This is a genomic window from Enterococcus sp. DIV0840 (genome assembly GCF_050527835.1).
In the GTDB taxonomy this organism is placed as follows: Bacteria; Bacillota; Bacilli; order Lactobacillales; family Enterococcaceae; genus Enterococcus_L; species Enterococcus_L ureasiticus.
On record NZ_CP172876.1, the window covers coordinates 1070632 to 1089228 of the forward strand.

The 18597-nt window shown below is 36.1% G+C and carries 21 protein-coding genes and 1 other annotated feature; of the genes, 15 read left to right on the forward strand and 6 right to left on the reverse strand.

Features of this window, described 5'->3' with window-relative positions; all coding sequences use genetic code 11:
• Position 1 precedes the first annotated feature (1 nt).
• The gene (rbsK, locus tag IGL98_RS05070; protein ID WP_206913338.1) at positions 2 to 901 is read left to right on the forward strand and encodes a ribokinase; all 900 of its coding nucleotides are present in this window, start codon (positions 2 to 4) and stop codon (positions 899 to 901) included.
• A 121-nt stretch (positions 902 to 1022) separates the two neighbouring features.
• Here the strand turns inward: rbsK and sdaAA are convergent, their stop codons facing one another.
• The gene (gene sdaAA, locus IGL98_RS05075) at positions 1023 to 1910 is read right to left on the reverse strand and encodes an L-serine ammonia-lyase, iron-sulfur-dependent, subunit alpha (RefSeq protein ID WP_206913321.1); all 888 of its coding nucleotides are present in this window, start codon (positions 1908 to 1910) and stop codon (positions 1023 to 1025) included.
• Positions 1911 to 1935: 25 nt separating this feature from the next.
• Positions 1936 to 2604 carry an L-serine ammonia-lyase, iron-sulfur-dependent subunit beta gene (gene sdaAB, locus IGL98_RS05080; protein WP_206843745.1) on the reverse strand — a complete coding sequence of 223 codons (669 nt, stop codon included), beginning with the start codon at positions 2602 to 2604 and terminating at the stop codon, positions 1936 to 1938.
• A gap of 221 nt (positions 2605 to 2825) precedes the next feature.
• Here sdaAB and IGL98_RS05085 point away from each other — a divergent pair, with 221 nt between their 5' ends.
• From IGL98_RS05085 to IGL98_RS05115, 7 genes are all read left to right on the forward strand, one after another.
• Positions 2826 to 3134: a hypothetical protein gene (locus tag IGL98_RS05085; RefSeq protein ID WP_206913305.1), complete on the forward strand. Its 309-nt coding sequence runs from the start codon at positions 2826 to 2828 to the stop codon at positions 3132 to 3134.
• A gap of 234 nt (positions 3135 to 3368) precedes the next feature.
• Positions 3369 to 3791, forward strand: a complete 423-nt coding sequence (gene rplK / locus IGL98_RS05090) for a 50S ribosomal protein L11 (protein WP_069645399.1) — start codon at positions 3369 to 3371, stop codon at positions 3789 to 3791.
• A gap of 111 nt (positions 3792 to 3902) precedes the next feature.
• Positions 3903 to 4592, forward strand: a complete 690-nt coding sequence (rplA, locus tag IGL98_RS05095; RefSeq protein WP_069640995.1) for a 50S ribosomal protein L1 — start codon at positions 3903 to 3905, stop codon at positions 4590 to 4592.
• Between the two features lie 65 nt (positions 4593 to 4657).
• Positions 4658 to 4784 (forward strand) — a sequence feature (ribosomal protein L10 leader region).
• 142 nt (positions 4785 to 4926) lie between these two features.
• Positions 4927 to 5427, forward strand: a complete 501-nt coding sequence (rplJ, locus tag IGL98_RS05100) for a 50S ribosomal protein L10 (protein ID WP_025872835.1) — start codon at positions 4927 to 4929, stop codon at positions 5425 to 5427.
• A 60-nt stretch (positions 5428 to 5487) separates the two neighbouring features.
• Positions 5488 to 5853, forward strand: a complete 366-nt coding sequence (gene rplL / locus IGL98_RS05105; RefSeq protein WP_025872833.1) for a 50S ribosomal protein L7/L12 — start codon at positions 5488 to 5490, stop codon at positions 5851 to 5853.
• 160 nt (positions 5854 to 6013) lie between these two features.
• Positions 6014 to 6277, forward strand: a complete 264-nt coding sequence (locus tag IGL98_RS05110; protein WP_206913303.1) for a hypothetical protein — start codon at positions 6014 to 6016, stop codon at positions 6275 to 6277.
• 125 nt (positions 6278 to 6402) lie between these two features.
• Positions 6403 to 6645, forward strand: a complete 243-nt coding sequence (locus IGL98_RS05115; protein WP_010760581.1) for a GlsB/YeaQ/YmgE family stress response membrane protein — start codon at positions 6403 to 6405, stop codon at positions 6643 to 6645.
• A gap of 86 nt (positions 6646 to 6731) precedes the next feature.
• On the opposite strand, the gene IGL98_RS05120 is transcribed toward IGL98_RS05115, so the two are convergent.
• Both IGL98_RS05120 and IGL98_RS05125 read right to left on the reverse strand, forming a co-directional pair.
• The gene (locus IGL98_RS05120) at positions 6732 to 8630 is read right to left on the reverse strand and encodes a PRD domain-containing protein (RefSeq protein ID WP_206913302.1); all 1899 of its coding nucleotides are present in this window, start codon (positions 8628 to 8630) and stop codon (positions 6732 to 6734) included.
• Between the two features lie 292 nt (positions 8631 to 8922).
• A complete protein-coding gene (locus tag IGL98_RS05125; RefSeq protein WP_206912427.1) occupies positions 8923 to 10107 on the reverse strand; it encodes an IS110 family transposase in 1185 nt (394 codons plus the stop codon).
• Between the two features lie 317 nt (positions 10108 to 10424).
• Between IGL98_RS05125 and IGL98_RS05130 the strand changes: the two genes are divergently transcribed.
• The 4 genes from IGL98_RS05130 to IGL98_RS05145 are packed head-to-tail and all read left to right on the forward strand — an operon-like array spanning position 10425 to position 13804.
• Positions 10425 to 10736 carry a PTS sugar transporter subunit IIB gene (locus tag IGL98_RS05130; protein WP_206911420.1) on the forward strand — a complete coding sequence of 104 codons (312 nt, stop codon included), beginning with the start codon at positions 10425 to 10427 and terminating at the stop codon, positions 10734 to 10736.
• 22 nt (positions 10737 to 10758) lie between these two features.
• Positions 10759 to 12012, forward strand: coding sequence for a PTS sugar transporter subunit IIC (locus IGL98_RS05135; RefSeq protein WP_206911421.1), 1254 nt, complete (start codon positions 10759 to 10761; stop codon positions 12010 to 12012).
• 4 nt (positions 12013 to 12016) lie between these two features.
• Positions 12017 to 12361 carry a PTS lactose/cellobiose transporter subunit IIA gene (locus tag IGL98_RS05140; RefSeq protein ID WP_206843685.1) on the forward strand — a complete coding sequence of 115 codons (345 nt, stop codon included), beginning with the start codon at positions 12017 to 12019 and terminating at the stop codon, positions 12359 to 12361.
• Positions 12362 to 12379: 18 nt separating this feature from the next.
• The gene (locus tag IGL98_RS05145) at positions 12380 to 13804 is read left to right on the forward strand and encodes a glycoside hydrolase family 1 protein (RefSeq protein ID WP_206911422.1); all 1425 of its coding nucleotides are present in this window, start codon (positions 12380 to 12382) and stop codon (positions 13802 to 13804) included.
• 65 nt (positions 13805 to 13869) lie between these two features.
• Here IGL98_RS05145 and rlmD read toward each other — a convergent pair whose 3' ends face one another.
• Positions 13870 to 15240: a 23S rRNA (uracil(1939)-C(5))-methyltransferase RlmD gene (gene rlmD, locus IGL98_RS05150; protein WP_206911423.1), complete on the reverse strand. Its 1371-nt coding sequence runs from the start codon at positions 15238 to 15240 to the stop codon at positions 13870 to 13872.
• A gap of 137 nt (positions 15241 to 15377) precedes the next feature.
• Between rlmD and recX the strand changes: the two genes are divergently transcribed.
• From recX to bph, 3 genes are all read left to right on the forward strand, one after another.
• The gene (recX, locus tag IGL98_RS05155) at positions 15378 to 16178 is read left to right on the forward strand and encodes a recombination regulator RecX (RefSeq protein ID WP_069645391.1); all 801 of its coding nucleotides are present in this window, start codon (positions 15378 to 15380) and stop codon (positions 16176 to 16178) included.
• Positions 16168 to 17343, forward strand: coding sequence for an A/G-specific adenine glycosylase (mutY, locus tag IGL98_RS05160; protein ID WP_206911424.1), 1176 nt, complete (start codon positions 16168 to 16170; stop codon positions 17341 to 17343). Before recX ends, mutY begins: the two co-directional genes overlap by 11 nt.
• A 200-nt stretch (positions 17344 to 17543) precedes the next feature.
• Entirely contained in the window at positions 17544 to 18077 is a 534-nt protein-coding gene (gene bph, locus IGL98_RS05165) for a biofilm phosphatase Bph (RefSeq protein ID WP_010773241.1), read from the forward strand.
• A gap of 74 nt (positions 18078 to 18151) precedes the next feature.
• Here bph and IGL98_RS05170 read toward each other — a convergent pair whose 3' ends face one another.
• Positions 18152 to 18586, reverse strand: coding sequence for a GNAT family N-acetyltransferase (locus IGL98_RS05170; protein ID WP_206911425.1), 435 nt, complete (start codon positions 18584 to 18586; stop codon positions 18152 to 18154).
• Positions 18587 to 18597: the final 11 nt, after the last annotated feature.

Here is an 18597-nt window from a genome sequence, read left to right on the forward strand (position 1 = left end):
GATGAACAAAGTAATTGTTTTAGGAAGTATCAATATGGATATGGTCATGGAAACAGACCGACTGCCCAAAGTAGGAGAAACCCTTTTGGGGGAAAGCATCGACTATTATGTTGGCGGGAAAGGAGCCAATCAAGCCGTTGCCGCTGCTCGTATCGGAGCGGATGTGTCTTTGATTGGGAAAATCGGTGATGATACATTTGGGTCAAAAGTCTATAAGCACCTGGAAAATGAAAAAGTTGATGTTAGTGCAGTCACATCTGAAAAAAATATTTTTACAGGTGTTGCCTCTATCTTTAAATTAAAAGAAGACAATGCGATTGTTGTTTTACCAGGAGCAAATATGTTGTTGAGTGCCATCGAAGATGCTTTGAACAAAAAAATCAAGGCTGAGGATGTACTATTGACTCAACTCGAAATTCCAACCGAAACAGTAAAAAAAGGTTTGGCATCAGCAAAAGATAAAGGCGCAATAACAATTTTAAATCCAGCGCCGTATAACGAAAAAGTGATTGATATGCTGCCATTCGTAGATATCATCACACCGAATGAAACAGAATTTGAAGGTTTATTAGGCCACTCGATCACTGATGGTGAACAGTTTGAAAAAGAAATGCTGAAATGGTCAAAAGCAAATAACACACAGCTGATTGTAACTCGTGGCGGGGATGGAATTTCTTATACAATGGAGAATGACGTGATCACGATTCCAGCCGAAAAAGTAACCGTTGTTGATACGACAGGTGCGGGAGACACATTTAATGGGATTTTAGCAGCGTGTTTAGCAAAAGGTATGCCTATTTCAGAGTCAGTTAAGATTTCAGGAAAAGGAGCATCCCTTTCTGTTACTAAACTAGGCGCCCAAACGGGAATGCCAACGTTAACTGAAGTTGAAGCATTTTGATTATATAATGTTAAAAGCAGTTTTTTTCATTTAATACAACAAAAAATAGCTTATTATAAAAGCAGCATTCAAATGAAGTGAGCTTTAAAAATCACCTTATTTTGAATGCTGCTTTTATGTATTATTTATTTGATTTCTCTGTTTGATTATCTAAAATTTCCTTTGCTAATCGCTTGGCAGTCGGTGTAACGGCCAAACCGCCTTCAGCCGTTTCTTTAAAAATTTGAGGCATTTGACGGCCAACTTGATACATCGCAGCCACGACTTCGTCTGGTGGAATTACACTACGAATACCGGCTAAGGCCATGTCAGCTGAAATAAAAGCTTGTGAAGAGCCTAAGGCATTACGCTTTACACAAGGAACCTCCACTAGGCCAGCTACAGGATCACAAATTAATCCCATCATGTTTTTTAAAGTAATTGCAATTGCTTGTGCAGCTTGGTCAGCTGAGCCGCCCGCAGCACATACTAAAGCGGCACTGGCCATCGCACTAGCAGAACCAATTTCTGCCTGGCAACCGCCTTCAGCACCACTGATTGATGAATTATTGGCAATCACCAGACCAAAAGCGCCGGCAGTAAATAGAAAATCTAATTGCTGTTCATGTGTGAGCTGTAATTTTTCAATCGCCGCCATCAAAACACCTGGTACTACACCAGCACTTCCAGCGGTCGGTGTTGCACAAATCAAGCCCATATTGGCATTGACTTCATTTACTGCAACAGCATTTCTAACAGCCGTTAAAATCGTTTCTCCGCTTAAAAAGTTTCCATTTTGGATATATTCATCAAGCCGAGTGGCATCACCACCAGTAATTCCTGTTACAGAGGTCACACCATCGACCCCTTCTTCAATTGATTGCTTCATAACAGTAAGATTACGTTCCATTGTTTCGATGATTCGTTCGCGGCTGTGACCGTGATTTTCTATCTCGGTTGCGATCATCAATTCGGCAACCGATGGAAATTCTGCGGCTTGTTTCACTAATTCTTCTATAGATAGAAACATAAATAGTTTGCTCCTTTAATTTAGATTAATCAAAATAATTTACACTATAAATGTGAGGGATTTGTACCAGCTTCATTGTAACATCACCAATATCAGCGTGGTCGATTTCAATGATCATAATTGCTTTTTCACCTTTGGATTCCCGTGTCACTGTCATTGTTCCGATATTTATATTTGTATCAGACAATAGATTGGTGACCTTAGCGATCATTCCTGGTACATCTTGATGAACGATAATAAAGGTAGGGGTCCCCATCGTCAAAGAAATTTTAAAACCGTTTAACTCAGAGATTTGAATATTACCGCCGCCAATCGATATCCCTGTGACAGAAAGTTTTCGATCGCCTTTAGAGACAAGTAATTTAACTGAATTCGGATGCTCAGCTTTTTCTTTTAATGGAACGAATAAAACTTCCATGTCTTGTTCATGAGCGATCTTTAAAGAGTCAGCAAGACGCTCGTCATCAGGCTCCATATCCAATAAACCACCTACTAAGGCAATATCTGTTCCATGACCACGATATGTTTTTGCGAAAGATTCATATAAATAAATATCAACAGTATCAGGCTGTTCACCAAAAATACTTCGAACGATTTTTCCAATTCGGGCAGCACCAGCTGTATGAGAGCTACTTGGACCGATCATAACTGGACCAATGATATCAAAAACACTTTTATAACGTAAATTCTCCATTGTTTATTTCACCTATCTTCTTAATTTAAAACTAACAAGAGTCTATCACAACTAAATACAAGAAACTACAGAAACGTTGATAGTTATTTATATTTTAGAATATCTTTTTCATTTGGTAGTCCTAATTTGAATATTGGGATAGGAAAATAATAATTTAATTGGATTTCATTTTTACAATATGTTAGAATAAGATTGTGAATCGGAAATAAGGAGGATTTTAAATGGATAAAATAATTGGAACTATATTTGTAGGTGCTACATTAGTGAGTTTGTTTGCTATGCCTAAAACAGCAGAAGCAGCGAATAAATGGAATATTATTGATATAGAAGAGTCAATCGAAATTCCAAGTTGGGCAAGTGGCAATAAGGCACCTGAATTTGTAATTCATGAAACCAATACTGCTGGAGTTCCACCGCTTATCATACGCCATACGAAGGGGAAAAAAACTGGTTTTTTAACTAGGAAAGAATATTATAAATTACCCAACTCTATTGAATGGTATGCAAAATATAGCGGTCACATTCAATAAGAACATTTGAACCAAGAAGTCCGCAGGAGAGAGTCTCTTGTGGATTTTTTTGCAGAAAGTTAGATAAAAACACTATTTCATGATAGAACACTTGAAAATTAATTAGAGAGAGAGTATAATAGCTAAGTGTGCATTTTTTGCATACAGGTTTTCTTTGATTCGTCAAAGAATGACGTGGGAGGAGAAATCTTCATCTCCAATTAACCACATCACGGACTCAAGGAGGTATGTCTCGTGGCAAAAAAAGTAGAAAAATTAGTTAAATTGCAAATTCCTGCAGGTAAAGCAACACCAGCTCCGCCAGTAGGTCCAGCACTAGGTCAAGCGGGTATCAACATTATGGGATTCACTAAAGAATTCAACGCTCGTACAGCTGATCAAGCTGGTTTGATTATTCCAGTAGTAATTTCTGTATATGAAGACCGTTCATTTACATTCATTACTAAAACACCACCAGCTGCAGTATTACTTAAAAAAGCTGCAAAAATCGAAAAAGGTTCTGGTGAGCCAAACAAAAATAAAGTAGCGAATGTTTCTAAAGATCAAGTGAAAGAAATCGCTGAACTTAAAATGGCAGACCTAAACGCAGCAGACGTTGAAGCGGCTATGCGCATGGTTGAAGGAACTGCAAGAAGCATGGGAATCACTGTAGGATAATTTTTTATTCTAGGTAACCCAAAGAAGTAGCTTCTCAGTTTATTTCATATTCAAAGATATGAATTACGTGGGAGGTTCGACCGTTATAACCACAATCAAGGAGGAAACAAAATGGCTAAAAAAAGCAAAAAAATGCAAGATGCATTAAAAAAAGTTGAAGCAACAAAAGTTTACCCTGTAGCAGAAGCAATCGCTTTGGCTAAAGACACAAATATTGCAAAATTCGACGCAACTGTTGAAGTTGCTTACCGTTTAAATGTAGACCCTAAAAAAGCAGACCAACAAATCCGTGGTGCAGTAGTATTACCTAACGGAACTGGTAAAACACAAAGCGTTTTAGTTTTCGCTAAAGGCGATAAAGCCAAAGAAGCTGAAGCAGCTGGTGCTGATTACGTAGGTGACGCTGACATGGTTCAAAAAATCCAAGGTGGATGGTTTGGATTTGACGTAGTTGTAGCAACTCCAGACATGATGGCTGAAGTTGGTAAATTAGGTCGTGTCTTAGGTCCTAAAGGTCTTATGCCTAACCCTAAAACTGGTACTGTAACAATGGACGTAACAAAAGCTGTTAACGAAGTAAAAGCTGGTAAAGTAACTTACCGTGTTGACAAAGCTGGAAACATCCACGTACCAATCGGTAAAGTTTCATTTGATAATGAAAAATTACTAGAAAACTTCAATACAATCAACGATGTATTGTTAAAAGCTAAACCATCAGCAGCAAAAGGTCAATATATCAAAAATATTTCAGTAACAACTACATTTGGACCTGGAATCCATGTTGACCAAGCTTCTTTCTAATTAGAAAAGCTGAATAAGTAAAAAAATTATTGACTCAACTACCTGTCTCATGGTAAGGTAGTTGAGGTTAATAATTAACTGTACCGAAGACAGTAGGTGACGCAAGTCTTAATTTCCTACCGAGGACAATTGTTGATACATACAATTACGTCCCTCTATGTCAACGGTGGCATGGAGTTTTTTGCTGTGAAACACAGTTTTTTATGAAAACTGATGTTGAACAGTACTAGAGGAGCGAAGCGACTGTAGAATCATTACGAGTGGAGCGAGCCTGTACTTATCTTTAATCACAACAATTGAGCTCTAACCATCAATAATCAGGAGGTGAAAATAAATGAGTGAAGCAGCAATCGCTAAAAAAGAAACCCTAGTCGAAGAAGCAACAGCTAAGTTCCAATCAGCAGCTTCTGTAGTCATCGTTGACTATCGTGGTTTAACTGTAGAAGAAGTGACTAACTTACGTAAACAATTGCGTGATGCAAATGTTGAAATGAAAGTTATCAAAAACTCTATCCTTTCACGTGCAGCTAAAAAAGCTGGACTAGAAGGTATGGACGAAGTATTTACAGGCCCTACAGCAGTCGCTTTCAGTAACGACGATGTAGTAGCACCTGCTAAAATCATCGACGAATTTGCAAGTACTGCAAAAGCATTGGAAATCAAAGGTGGCGTTATTGAAGGTAAAGTATCTTCAGTAGAAGAAATGACATCTTTAGCAAAACTTCCAAGTCGCGATGGACTACTTTCTATGCTATTATCTGTATTACAAGCGCCAGTCAGACAAGTGGCTTACGCTGTCAAAGCAGTGGCAGAAAAAGAAGACGAAGTTGCATAATTGCAGCTTAGTAACAAACTAAACTAAAAATAATGAATTATTAAAACGGAGGAAACCATAATGGCATTGAACATTGAAAACATTGTTGCAGAATTAGAAGGCGCAACTATTTTAGAATTAAACGACTTAGTAAAAGCTATTGAAGAAAAATTTGACGTATCTGCAGCAGCTCCTGTAGCAGCAGCAGCAGGACCAGCAGCAGCTGGCGAAGAACAAACTGAATTCACTGTAGAATTAACTGCAGCTGGAGACCAAAAAGTTAAAGTTATCAAAGCAGTTCGTGAAGCAACTGGTCTTGGCTTGAAAGAAGCTAAAGCAGTAGTTGATGGCGCACCTGCACCAGTTAAAGAAGGCGTTTCTAAAGATGAAGCAGAAGCTTTAAAAGCTGCTTTAGAAGAAGTTGGCGCTTCAGTAACAGTAAAATAATCTTTTTAAGATTGAATTTCGAGCTAGAGTCCATTTGGATTCTAGCTTTTTTATTTAACCAAATGAAGTTCAGAGCATATTAATCGAATTTTTTGACGGGGGCGTTTAAAATTATAGATGTATAATCATCTATTGATAAAGAGTAGAAGGAGAGCTTACGATGGAAAGAGAAATCAGCATTGCAGTAACTTGTAAAACTTGTGAAAACGAAATGACAGGCAAATTTTTATTAAATACGAGAACCGACAAAGCAGATCATCAAAGAGTAAACATTCCTTTAGGAGAATTGACGCTTTCAGATAATGAAATTGAATTAGTTTGTGATGATATTTTAGTGGATGATGAAATAAATCTACACTATGATTGTGAGAATTGTGGTACTAAAAATCATGTAACGATTTTGGTGACAGATGAGATGAAATAAAAATGATAATTAAATGATATAAATTGAATTTTAAGAGCATTTCTTTCGCAAGAAAATAAATAATCTGTTAGCATAACTAAGTAATCATTATTACTTTTATTCTATTTGTAAGGGAGGTCATATGTATGCATTGGTTATGGGTTTTAATCGTAGGTGGCGTTATCGGAGCAATTGCCGGAGCGATCACAAGCAAAGGAAAATCAATGGGCTGGATCTTCAATATTATTGCAGGTCTTGTAGGCTCATCAATTGGTCAAGCACTTCTAGGAAGTTGGGGACCTCAAGTTGCCGGTATGGCATTGTTTCCATCAATTATTGGTGCCGTGATTTTAGTTGCTGTTGTATCATTTTTTGTTGGTAAAAACTAAATAGATCAATAAGAAAAAAGCTAGGAGATTAAATTCTCTTAGCTTTTTGTCATAATGTAAATCAATTAGTAATTGTGCTTAAATATTTAACTAAATAATTCATCAATAAATCCTTCATAATCTTTCACTCTTAAAAGATTATTTAACTTCTCTTGATTTGAAAAGGTATCGATCATAAAATCAAATAATTGCCGAAATTTTTTCATATCATCTTGATTTATGACGATCATAATAATCACTTGAACATAGTGATTCCCCCATTTTACAGGCCGATCATTTAAAATAATAGAGATCCCCGTTTTTTCAGCACTCATTTCAATTGCATGTGGTAAAGCGACTGAGTTATTGAATGAGGTCGCAGACATTTCCTCTCGTTCTTTGATTAAGTCAATAAAATGAGCATCTATATAGTTTTTTTCGATCAATTGAGCACCTAGATGTTCAATGTATAGATTTGGAGTGTTTAGATAAATGTTTCGTTCAAACCTTTCTGGTGTTAAGTATGTTTGGACGCTTTCTTTTAAAAATTTCAACAATTTTTCCTGCTTTACTAGTTGGATAGATTGTTGGATTTTTTTTATATCTTTTCCTGATAAAAAGGGTGAAATTGGAACGATATGCTCCAGTTTCTTTATTTCTATAGTCGATAAAACTAAATCGGCTTTTTGCATTTCGGTTAGATTTTTACTGTCTAATTGATAAAAAGTTCCTACAATATTCAAACTAGATTTGAATGTATCCCCGATTTTATAGATCAAACGCTTGTGCATATTATAGTATTCAGGTGTATAAATCACACAACTTAATTTATTCTCTGTCTCAAATTTTTCCTCAAAGTAAGAGCCAATGTGAAGTGCAATAAAGGTAATTTCATCATCTGAAATTGGAATATTGATTTGTTTTTGAATCTGTTTGGCAATGAAAACAGCGACTTCATAAATAAAAGCATAGGATTGTTTGATTTCTTCAGATAAAGGATTATGAACTTGCTTACCATTCTTTGCTCGTGAGATCAAATTCGACACATGTAACGCTAAATTCAATACCAACTCGTCTGAAATATGAGTAATAAAATATTTTTCGGCAACAGTTTTCATCATCGTTGAAATAAAGGTATAGACAGAAGTGCCCATGTAATCTTTTAAGAAAGCATCATTTGAAGGTGAAATTTTGGTCATTAATAAAAGGGTCAAATTGTTGATTTCATAATGATCCATTTCTACAGTAAAAGCTTGATCGATATCTTTTCCAATCTCCGTAGCAATTTTATATTCAATTTGATCGTTAGTAAACAGTTTAGGAATAAAATCAACTTCAGATCGTTGATGATGTTGAAGACGATTAATAGCGATAGCGATATGGAGCAATAGACTGTTAATAGCATAACCGTTTATGTAGAGATGTTGGCTACTCAAATGGTGGATCACAATTTTTTGAATTATTTCAATCGAAATATCTGGGAATACTGTTTGAATGTAATCGACGGATTGGAAACTTTGGAGAGCTTCATCCTGTAGCATATCACTAGTGAGCTTTCGAAAGTTAGATTCGTCACCTTCCATACTTAAAAAATGCCTATGTTTTATGATTTTTAAATGATAGTTATTCATTTTTTTACGTAGCCGAATAGTATCTTTTTCTATAGTTGGAATACTGACAAATAGAGTTTCTGCAACTTCAAAGTAATCGACATTTTTATGTTTGATTAATAAATTCATCAAATAATTCATACGTTCGACAGGTGTATTCAATTCCTGTTTAGTATAAGAAACAAATTCGTCGATTTGAACACTGCTGTCGAGCTTATACCCTTGTCTGGAGGATTGGATCATTTCAACATTAGCATTTTGATTGATTCGAGCTACATAGTTACGTATCGTTCTTGTTGACGTGGACAACGCTTCAGCTAGAAAAGTTGAAGATAGCCAATTATGATGTTGAATCAAAAGCTTTACGAGTGCCGCTTCTTTCTTATTTAAGGACACAATATCCGCTCCTCTCAACGTTTTTATATCTCTTATTATTCTTTGTTTTAAATAGCAAATCAAGTACAGTTGCTTCCGCCAAAGCAGTAAGAGGAGGAAAGAATCATATTTGATAGGGATGTGTAAAACGTAGATGATAAGAGTGTAATAACTGAGCGAGCTTGTTTAGTTTTTATTGTTAAATTAGAAAGACTAACTATAAGAAGTCAAGTAAAGAATAAAAGAATTAGTCCAAAATTTAATAACAAAAAAGTGCATAACAAATAAGAGAAAGCAAAGGTATTTTTTTGAGTTACATTCGTATTTCGTAAGGTTCGTTCTTTTTGAGAATCGCATGAACGATGTAACATAACTTTCTGGAAACTGCTCCAAGAGCTGTGAGGTGGTGTTTCCCTTCAGAACGTTTCTTTTCGTAGAAGGCTTTAAGAACAGGATCATGTTGTACTGCAATTAAAGCAGCTGAAAATAAGGCTTTTCTAAGATAAGGGGAACCACGTTTACTCATAACGTTATGTGTTGCTTGATATTGACCAGACTGAGAAACAGTCGCGTCTAGACCAGCGTATGCGACTAATTTTGTAGGATTGGAAAATTTACTAATGTCTCCAATTTCCCCAAGAATAGTAGCGCCATTGATTGGTCCGATCCCTGGGATCGTTTCAATGACAGAATGCAGAGTAACCATGATTTTTTTGATTTCAGTTTCAGTATCTTTAATTTGGGCTTCCAGAAATTTAAGTTGTTCAATCATTGATCGTAATTGGAAAGTAAAGGTCTCTTGAGCAAAAGTAATACCAAAAGATCGACTCGCAGCACTTTTTAAGGCATTGGCTTTATCTATCCCTAAACGATTGTGACTCGCTTCTTTAAGTAGTTTCGCAAGAGTATTCGCAGAGATATCATGGAGTGTTTCAGGAGAACTAAATTCAAGTAAAATTTCTTTTGATGCTTTACCAAAAACACCTGATTTACCGAATACTGAGTCATACTCAGGGAAAACTTGGTCTAATACGGCAATGATTTTACGTTTAAAGTCACTCGCTGTCCCAACTAGGTAAGTACGATAACGGGAAAGCTGTTTAAGAGAAAAAATATTTTCATCAGAGAGTGTCGTTTCAACAAAGGAACCGAAGCGAATCAGATCTGCAATTAAAACTGAATCAATAATATCATTCTTACGTTTACGAATTTCTGTCCCTTTACGCCACCCATCCGTTTGGAGGGGGTTAAGAACATGAATTAAAAACTCTTTTTCATGTAAGTATGAAAAAACCGTTAACCAATAATGACCGGTAGCTTCCATACCTACAGTAAAATCATCTGATGAAGAAGAAAAATCATGAATTTTTCCAAGTAATTTTTCTCCACCTTCAATGGTATTCGGAAAAGAAAATCCTTTAAGAACAACCTTTCCTTCATCATTCATGATTGAAGCAACATGGGAACGTTTCCCAATATCAATTCCAATGTAGAACATAATTATACCGCCTTCATAAGGATTTGGATTGAAATCCACTCAACTGAAAAGCGTTACTACCTTGTTCTAGATACGGAGTAAAGCCAGAAGGCTTTCAACATCTAACTCATTCGTAAACAGCTAAACAGAGAGAGGTGTCAGTCTTTCGATGACGAGCTCATAGACTCAAGGAGAAAACGACATAGCCTCTCAATCCAGTAATTATATTATCTCAAATTTATTGAGTTAATACCTAATGAAAAATAACAATGGTTCATAAGGTTATCCACTAAAATCGGAAGATTAAAACCTTAAATATAATATACAAGGAGAAAAACATGAGTGAATTAAATGTATTATTAGTCTGCGGATCAGGTGCAAGCAGTGGATTTATGGCTGCTAATATGCGTAAGGCAGCCAAACTAAAAAATTTAGACATGAATATTGTAGCGAGAAGTGAATCGGAAATTGAAAACTATATTGAGGAAATCGATGCGTTGATGGTAGGGCCACATCTTGAATATATCATTGATGAAATCATTCATGGCTTTCCAGTAAAAGTTATTCTGATGAAAAAAGAGTATTATGCGACGTTAGATGGAGATGCGGCTGTTGAGCACTTGTTACGTTCGTTAAAAGAAGACGAATAATGTAAAAAAAGGAGACGTAAATATGAATAAGTTGATCTTTTGGTTGGAAAATAGTTTCTCACCTAAAATGAACAAAGTAAACAATAATCCTTGGATCGTTAGCATTAAAGATTCAATCATGCAGACGTTACCTTTTATTTTCTTAGGTTCAATTTTTTCGATGTTGGCCATTTTGAATGAGTATTTTCCAGCTTTACCAAGTTTTTGGGTGCCATTTGGTTGGACGATGGGAAAAATTTCACTGTTTGTAGCATTTTTGATTCCATTTAACTTAATGGAGAAAAAACGATTACGAAAGCAAAGAATTGTTGCTGGGATGAGCGGTTTAGTTTTGTTCTTAATGATTATTTCACCCCAAGTCGAGAAAGATGGTGTGGTCGGTTTTGGTCATGACGCATTAGGAGCTGGCGGGATGTTTGTTGCAATCGTTGCCGGATTGATTGCTGGATTTGTCTTGGTTACCTTAGGAAAATTTACATTCTTTAAAGAAGAATCAGTGATTCCTGATTTTGTCAGAGCTTGGTTTGATTCTATGTTGCCAATAGGAATTATTATCATTTTTGGCTGGGTCGTTGTTTTGATCATGAAAGTGGATTTATACAACATTGTTTTAAGTATTTTTATGCCATTATCAAGCTTTATGGAATCTCCTGGAGGTTTTGTAGGGATGATGTTTTTAATTTGTTTTCTCTATTCAATGGGGATTTCTACTTGGGTTTTAACACCTGTGGTTCAGCCAGTTTTGCTAAAAGCAATTGCCGAAAATATTGCACTAGTTCAAAATGGTACAGCATCTGTTGAGACGTTAAATTTAGTTACCAGCAGTACCTTATATTCAGCTTATCTATGGATTGGTGGAATTGGTTGCACGATGCCCTTGGTTTTAATGATGATGCGAGCTCGATCTAAGAAAATCAGTGCACTAGGCAAGGCGTGTATCGTACCATCGATTTTTAATATCAATGAGCCAGTGATTTTTGGTGCTGTGGCGTGGAATCCGTTGTTGATGATTCCAATGTGGCTGCAAGGAATTATTTTACCGATCGTGATTTATATTTTTACAAAGGTAATTCCATTCGCACCAATTCCTAAAGTTCAATTTGAATTGTGGTATTGTCCATTTCCGTTTGCTACTTGGTTTACGACCGGAACGATTACTGGGATTCTCTTGATGTTGATCATTTTTGTGATATCTACAGCTATTTGGTATCCATTTTTTAAAGCATATGATGACCAAGAGACAAAGGCTGAAAATCAAGTGTTGAAGGAGGCTTAATTATATGGACGATGTATTGTCACAACAAGCTATGAAAATTATTTTATTCGCAGGAGATGCCAGAGTCAATTGTAAAAATGCCCTTGTTGCAACTGAAAAGAATGATTTTGAAACGGCTGCAGAAGAAATGAAAGTTGCCAAAACGAATATTACTGAAGCACATAAAATTCAAACGCAAGCTATCCAAAGTGAAATGGGCGAAGAGACAAAACAACATGAGCATTCTTTGTTATTCACACATGCGCAAGATACGTTGATGACGATTTATAGTGAAATCAATATGGCTAATCACTTAATCAAAATAGCCAAGCAACTCAATGATCGTTTAACAATACTTGAAAAAAATTAAAGAAAAGAGGGCAAAAGTATGTATCAAGTACCAACTGGGTTTCCAAAAGATTTTTTATGGGGCGGAGCTGTTGCTGCTAATCAATGCGAAGGAGCGTATGAGTACGAAGCAAAAGGTATAAGTGTTGCTGATATCAATGAGTTTCGACCAGATCTGCCATTAGAAAAAAGATCGAACGCAGAAATTTCTACCAGCTATATTGAAGAAGCTTTAAATAGTAAAACAGGTATATTTCCAAAAAGATGGGGAATCGATTTTAAGGAAACCTATCCAACAGATTTAAAATTATTAGGAGATATGGGGTTGAAATTATTTAGAACCTCGATCGACTGGTCGCGAATTTTCCCAAATGGCGATGACCTTGAACCAAACGAAGCAGGGTTGCTTTTTTATGACAAACTGATTGATGAAATTATCGCAAATGGCATGGAACCAATGATTACACTTTCTCACTATGAGATGCCATTGAATCTTACATTAAATTATAAAGGCTGGTATTCAAGAGAAGTCGTGGATTTCTTTGTTCGTTACTGTAAAGTTATTTTTGACCGCTACCGAGGCAAAGTAAAATATTGGATCGTGATCAATCAGATCAATTTGATCGGTCATGAATCATTTAATCATTTAGGGATAGCCGAGGATAAAGTAGAAAATTTGCAGGAGGCAAAATATCAAGGGGTGCATCATATGATGGTAGCATCGGCCTTAGCGACTGAATATGCTCATCAAGTCGACGAAAATTATGAAGTAGGGATGATGCTTTGTGGTGGTCCAGAATATGCGGCAACCTGTGATCCAGAAGATGTTTTGGCAACGCTGAAAATCAATCAAATGCAGTATTTTTTTGCTGATGTATTATTGAGAGGCTACTATCCAGGTTATGCGTTTCGCTATTTTGAAGAACATGACATTAAGATAGAATTTGCAAAAGGGGATGAAGCTGCTCTGAAAAATACAGCAGATTACTTGTCATTTTCTTATTATTATACGCAAATTTGTGATGCAAAACATGATGAACCATATCGGAATAAAACTCTGCCAGCAAATCCTTGGGGCTGGACAATTGATCCACTTGGGTTAAGAACATTACTTAATTCTTTTTATGACCGCTATCAATGTCCACTCTACATAACAGAAAATGGCATCGGCTGTTATGATAAGTTAGAAGAAGACGGAAGAGTTCACGATAATTATCGAATCGATTATTACAAAAGCCATATCGAACAAATGAAAGAAGCAATCAAAGATGGCGTTGATCTTAGAGGCTATTGTGCTTGGGGACCAATCGATATTATCAGCTGTTCTTCTTCTGAAATGAGCAAAAGATATGGATTTATTTATATAGATCAAGATGATTACGGAAAAGGGAGTCAAAAACGGTATTTGAAGGATAGTTATGATTGGATGAAAAAGGTTATAGCTAGTAACGGAGAAGTACTATAGCAGTGTTTAAAAAAAGATCCAACAACCAAGATAAAATTTGGTTGTCGGATCTTTTTCTTATCAAATTATCTCTTAGTCAATTTCACAACAACTTCACATCGGGCTGTTTGCGGAAACATATCAACTGACTGCATATATTTCACATCAAACACTTTAGCTAAATCAACTAAATCTTTTGCAAGGGTCGACACATTACAAGATATATAAACCATCTTCTTTGGAGGTTGCTTTAAAATGGCCTTCAGCAGTTTTTGATCCAATCCGGTTCTAGGAGGGTCAACAATGATTGCATCAGGTTTAAAACCGCTCTGAAGCCATTTAGGCAACAATTCTTCAGCGGTTCCCACTTCATAAAGGGTATTCGTAACACCTAAGCGCTCAGCGTTCATCTTAGCATCTTCGATCGCTGCGGGAATGATATCCATCCCCCGAACTTCTTTGGCTTGTTTAGCAATACTTAAACCAATTGTGCCGACACCACAATAGGCGTCAACAACTGTTTCATTTGGTTGTAAGTCTAAAGCTTTCAAGGCTTCATTATATAGAACTTCCGTTTGTTCTGGATTTAGCTGGAAAAAGGCTCTAGGAGATAAATCAAAAGTTACTTCGTTGATTTTCTCTTCAATACTTTCTTTACCCCAAACATGAATAGTTTCATCACCCATAACAATCGATGTTCGTTTATTTTGAACGTTTTGCATAATCGAAACAACCTCTGGAAGATGTTGTGTGATTTCTTCGATCAAGGCTTTTTTCTGTGGAAATTTTACGGATTGCGTAATAAAAACAACTTGGACTTCATTTGTTTTGACACCGACACGCACCATTAAAGTTCGGAAGATACCGCTGTTTTTTCGTTCATTATAAATTGGAAATTGATATTTGTTCAATAACTCTACTAAAGCGTTCATGACTTTAGTTGTCGCTGGTTGTTGAACGAGGCAATCATCAATAGGAACTAAACGATGAGAATCTGCTTGATAAAGACCAGCCTCAACTTCTCCCTCGATTTTACGTAATTGAAATTGCGCTTTATTCCGATAATTCCAAGGATTTTTCATTCCGATTGTTTTGGGTAGCTGATAATTTTCATAGTTTCTTGGTCTGAACTTATTTAGTGACTGTTTTAATAGATCTCTTTTGAAGAGTAGCTGTGCCGGATAAGCTAAATGTTGCAGCTGACATCCACCACAAGCTTCGTAAACTGGACAAGGCGGCACGACACGTTCAGGGGCTGCTTTTACGATTTTTTTCAATTGCCCTTCAACAAAACGAGGGGCTATTTTTGTGATTTCTACAGAGATTTCTTCTTTTGGTAAAGCACCAGGTACGAATACGATCGTCTTTTTGTAGTAGCCGATGCCTTCACCGTTGATACCTAAACGTTTTATTTTTAAAAGAATCGTTTGTCCTTCTTTTAATAGTTGTGTGGTCATAATTCCATCCTTTTGATCCGTAGATCTATTAATCAAATATATCGATAGTTCTTATTTTAGCACAATTTGCCTAGTTTAGCTTCTGTCAAATATATGTTATAGTAGAATATATGTTCTCACTAGAAAGGCGGAGAAAGATGGAAACAATCACGAAAATTACAAAAGACAAAGGTCAGTTTTATCTTATCTGGCTGTCTTCAGGAGAAAAATTACGTGTATCTGAAGATACTTTAGTCCGACAACGGTTGTTAAAAGGACAAGAATTATCAGATGAAATGGTCGAAAAAATAAAAAAAGCTGGTTCTTATGATGTGGGCTTGCAAATGTCCTTAAATTATTTGAGCTATCAGTTACGTTCGAAAAAAGAAATTTTAGATTATTTGAAAGAAAAGGAAATTTTACCAGAAGATCGCAAAAGCATAGTGATCCGCTTAGAAGAAATGAACCTTTTAGACGATAAAATATTTAGTGAAAGTTATGTCCGTACCTTGATGCGAACAAGTGATAAAGGACCCAAAATGATTGAACAACAACTAAAACGAAAAGGCTTGAATGACGAAGACATTCAACATGGGTTAACTTTTTATACTATGGATGAACAAGTAGAAGTAGCAAAAGCAACGGCTGAAAAGGCCATGAGACGTTACCGGACAAAGAGTTTCAAAGATGCGCTCCAAAAAGTCCAAATGCATTTGATGCAAAAAGGGTTTAATCGTGAAGTGATCGATTTGGCTTTAGAAGAGCTATCTTTTGAAAAAGATGAAGACCAAGAATTAGATGTGATCAGAAAAGAAGGCGATAAATTATGGGAAAAGCATCGTAAATTAGATTCCTATAAACGCCTAATGAAAGTCAAACAAGGACTTTTCCAGAAACGCTTTGACTCAGATTTGATTCAGCAATATTTTGATGAAAAGGAATTAGAAAATGAAGAATGAAAAATATTGGGAGACTTGGAGTACGGAAGAGCTTCAGTCATTTCAAGAAGAATTTATAGCTTGGTATGAAAAAGAAAAACGAAATTTACCTTGGCGAGTCAATCTAGATCCATATCGTATTTGGATCTCAGAAATCATGCTGCAGCAAACCCGTGTTGATACGGTGATCGATTATTATTATCGTTTTATGGAGTGGTTTCCGACGATCAAGGATTTAGCTGAAGCTCCAGATGATCGATTATTAAAAGCTTGGGAAGGTTTAGGGTATTACTCCAGAGCAAGAAATTTAAAAGTTGCAGCTCAGCAGATCATGGCAGAATTTAATGGCCAGATGCCAGAAACAATCGAAGAAATTCGCCAATTAAAGGGAATCGGACCTTATACGGCAGGTGCAATCGGGAGTATTGCGTTTCAAATCCCAGAGCCTGCAATCGATGGCAACGTTATGCGTGTTGTAAGTCGTTTGTTTGAAATCAGTGATGATATTGCCAAACCTAGCAGTCGTAAGGTTTTTGAAGAAGCAATGTATAAAATCATTGATCAAAATCGTCCTGGTGACTTCAATCAAGCGATGATGGATCTAGGCTCTTCGATTTGTACACCCACCTCACCAAAGTGTGAGGAATGCCCGATCCAGTCTTATTGTTTAAGTTATAAGAATAATACAATGACAAATTTTCCAGTTAAATCCAAAAAAATGAAACCAAAAGATGTCTACTATATCGGTGGAATCATCGAAAATAAAAAACAGGAATTTTTATTAGGCCAGCGTGATTCAACAGGTTTATTAGCGAATATGTGGCTGTTTCCGATTACTGAGATAACAAAAGAACGCTTCGATTTTTTACAAAAGAATTGGGCTAAAGAAGATCAGCAAATGTCATTCGATTTTGAAGAGCAAAATAAGGTGGCAGAAGATACAACAGAAATTTTTGAAGAGTATCCGGAAGTTGTTTGGCAAAAGCGAACATTAGGTGAAGTAACTCATATTTTCAGTCATTTAAAATGGCATATTCTTGTGTTTTACGGACGCCAGACAGGCTTATCACAGTTGGCTAAAAATCAGCGCTGGGTACAAAAAGCGGATTATTCAAATTTAGTTTTTCCAAAGCCTCAACAAAAAATGGTAGAGCTTTTTGAGAAAGATCGTAAAAAACATCAGTAATTTGAAAAAGAACCGTAAAAACTAGTCAAATATCTCTAAAAATAACGGGAATTCTCATTTATTTTATTTTGAATAGTCAAAACCAAACTCCTTAGTATGCAAAGTTGAAAATTATGATATAATTATGTTGATATCGGTGTAATGAACACCCAAACGAAAAGTTAGAAGCGATTTTTCGTACTAGGGAAAGTTGGGGGACTATGGCAATTCCAAAAGAAGGTGAATTTGTAACGATCCAAAGTTACAAACACGATGGGCATTTGCATCGAACATGGCGAGATACTATGGTATTAAAAACGAGCGAGTATTCTTTGATTGGCGTAAACGATCATACTTTGGTAACAGAGTCTGATGGGCGACGTTGGGTTACTCGCGAACCAGCTATAGTTTATTTCCATAAAAAATACTGGTTCAACATAATAGCGATGATTAGAGAAAAGGGGGTTTCTTATTACTGCAATTTGGCGTCACCGTATCTTTTAGATGATGAAGCATTGAAGTATATTGATTATGATCTGGATATCAAAGTTTTTCCTGATGGTGAAAAACGTTTATTGGATGTAGATGAATATGAATTTCACAGTAAGATTATGGATTATCCAGAAGATATCGATTTTATTCTAAAAGAAAATGTTAAGACGTTAGTAGATTGGATTAATAATGAAAAAGGCCCATTCTCCGAAGCCTATGTAGATATCTGGTATCAACGTTACCAAGAGCTATCGAAAAAATAGCCAATGTAAGATGTTAAGTGAAAAAAAGAACTGTCCGCTAACTTGATCAAGTTGGCGGACAGTTCTTTTCTCACTTAAAGTGGTTTATTCATTTGATAATGCTCGATATTTGCATCTAAGAACATTTCGCCTTCTTTGATATAACCCATTCTCTCATAAAAACCAAGAGCTGTGATTTGAGCGCCTAAAGTCATGGCTCTATACCCTTGTTCTTTAGAAAATTGCTCTGCACTTTCTACGATCAACCGACCATAATCTTTACCTCTATATTCTTTTTGCACAGCCATCCGCTGTAATTTAATTAGACCATCTTCAAGCGGTAATAAGCGGCAAGTTGAAATTGCTTCGTTTTCATCACCGTATAAAACAAAATGAATACAAGCAGCTTCATATTTATCAATCTCAATTTCACCAGGAACACCTTGTTCCAGCATGAAAACCTGACGGCGGATTTTAACAGCATCTAAGTAAATATCACTCATAGTATCTCTAGTGTGGACGATTTTCATTTGGCACCTCT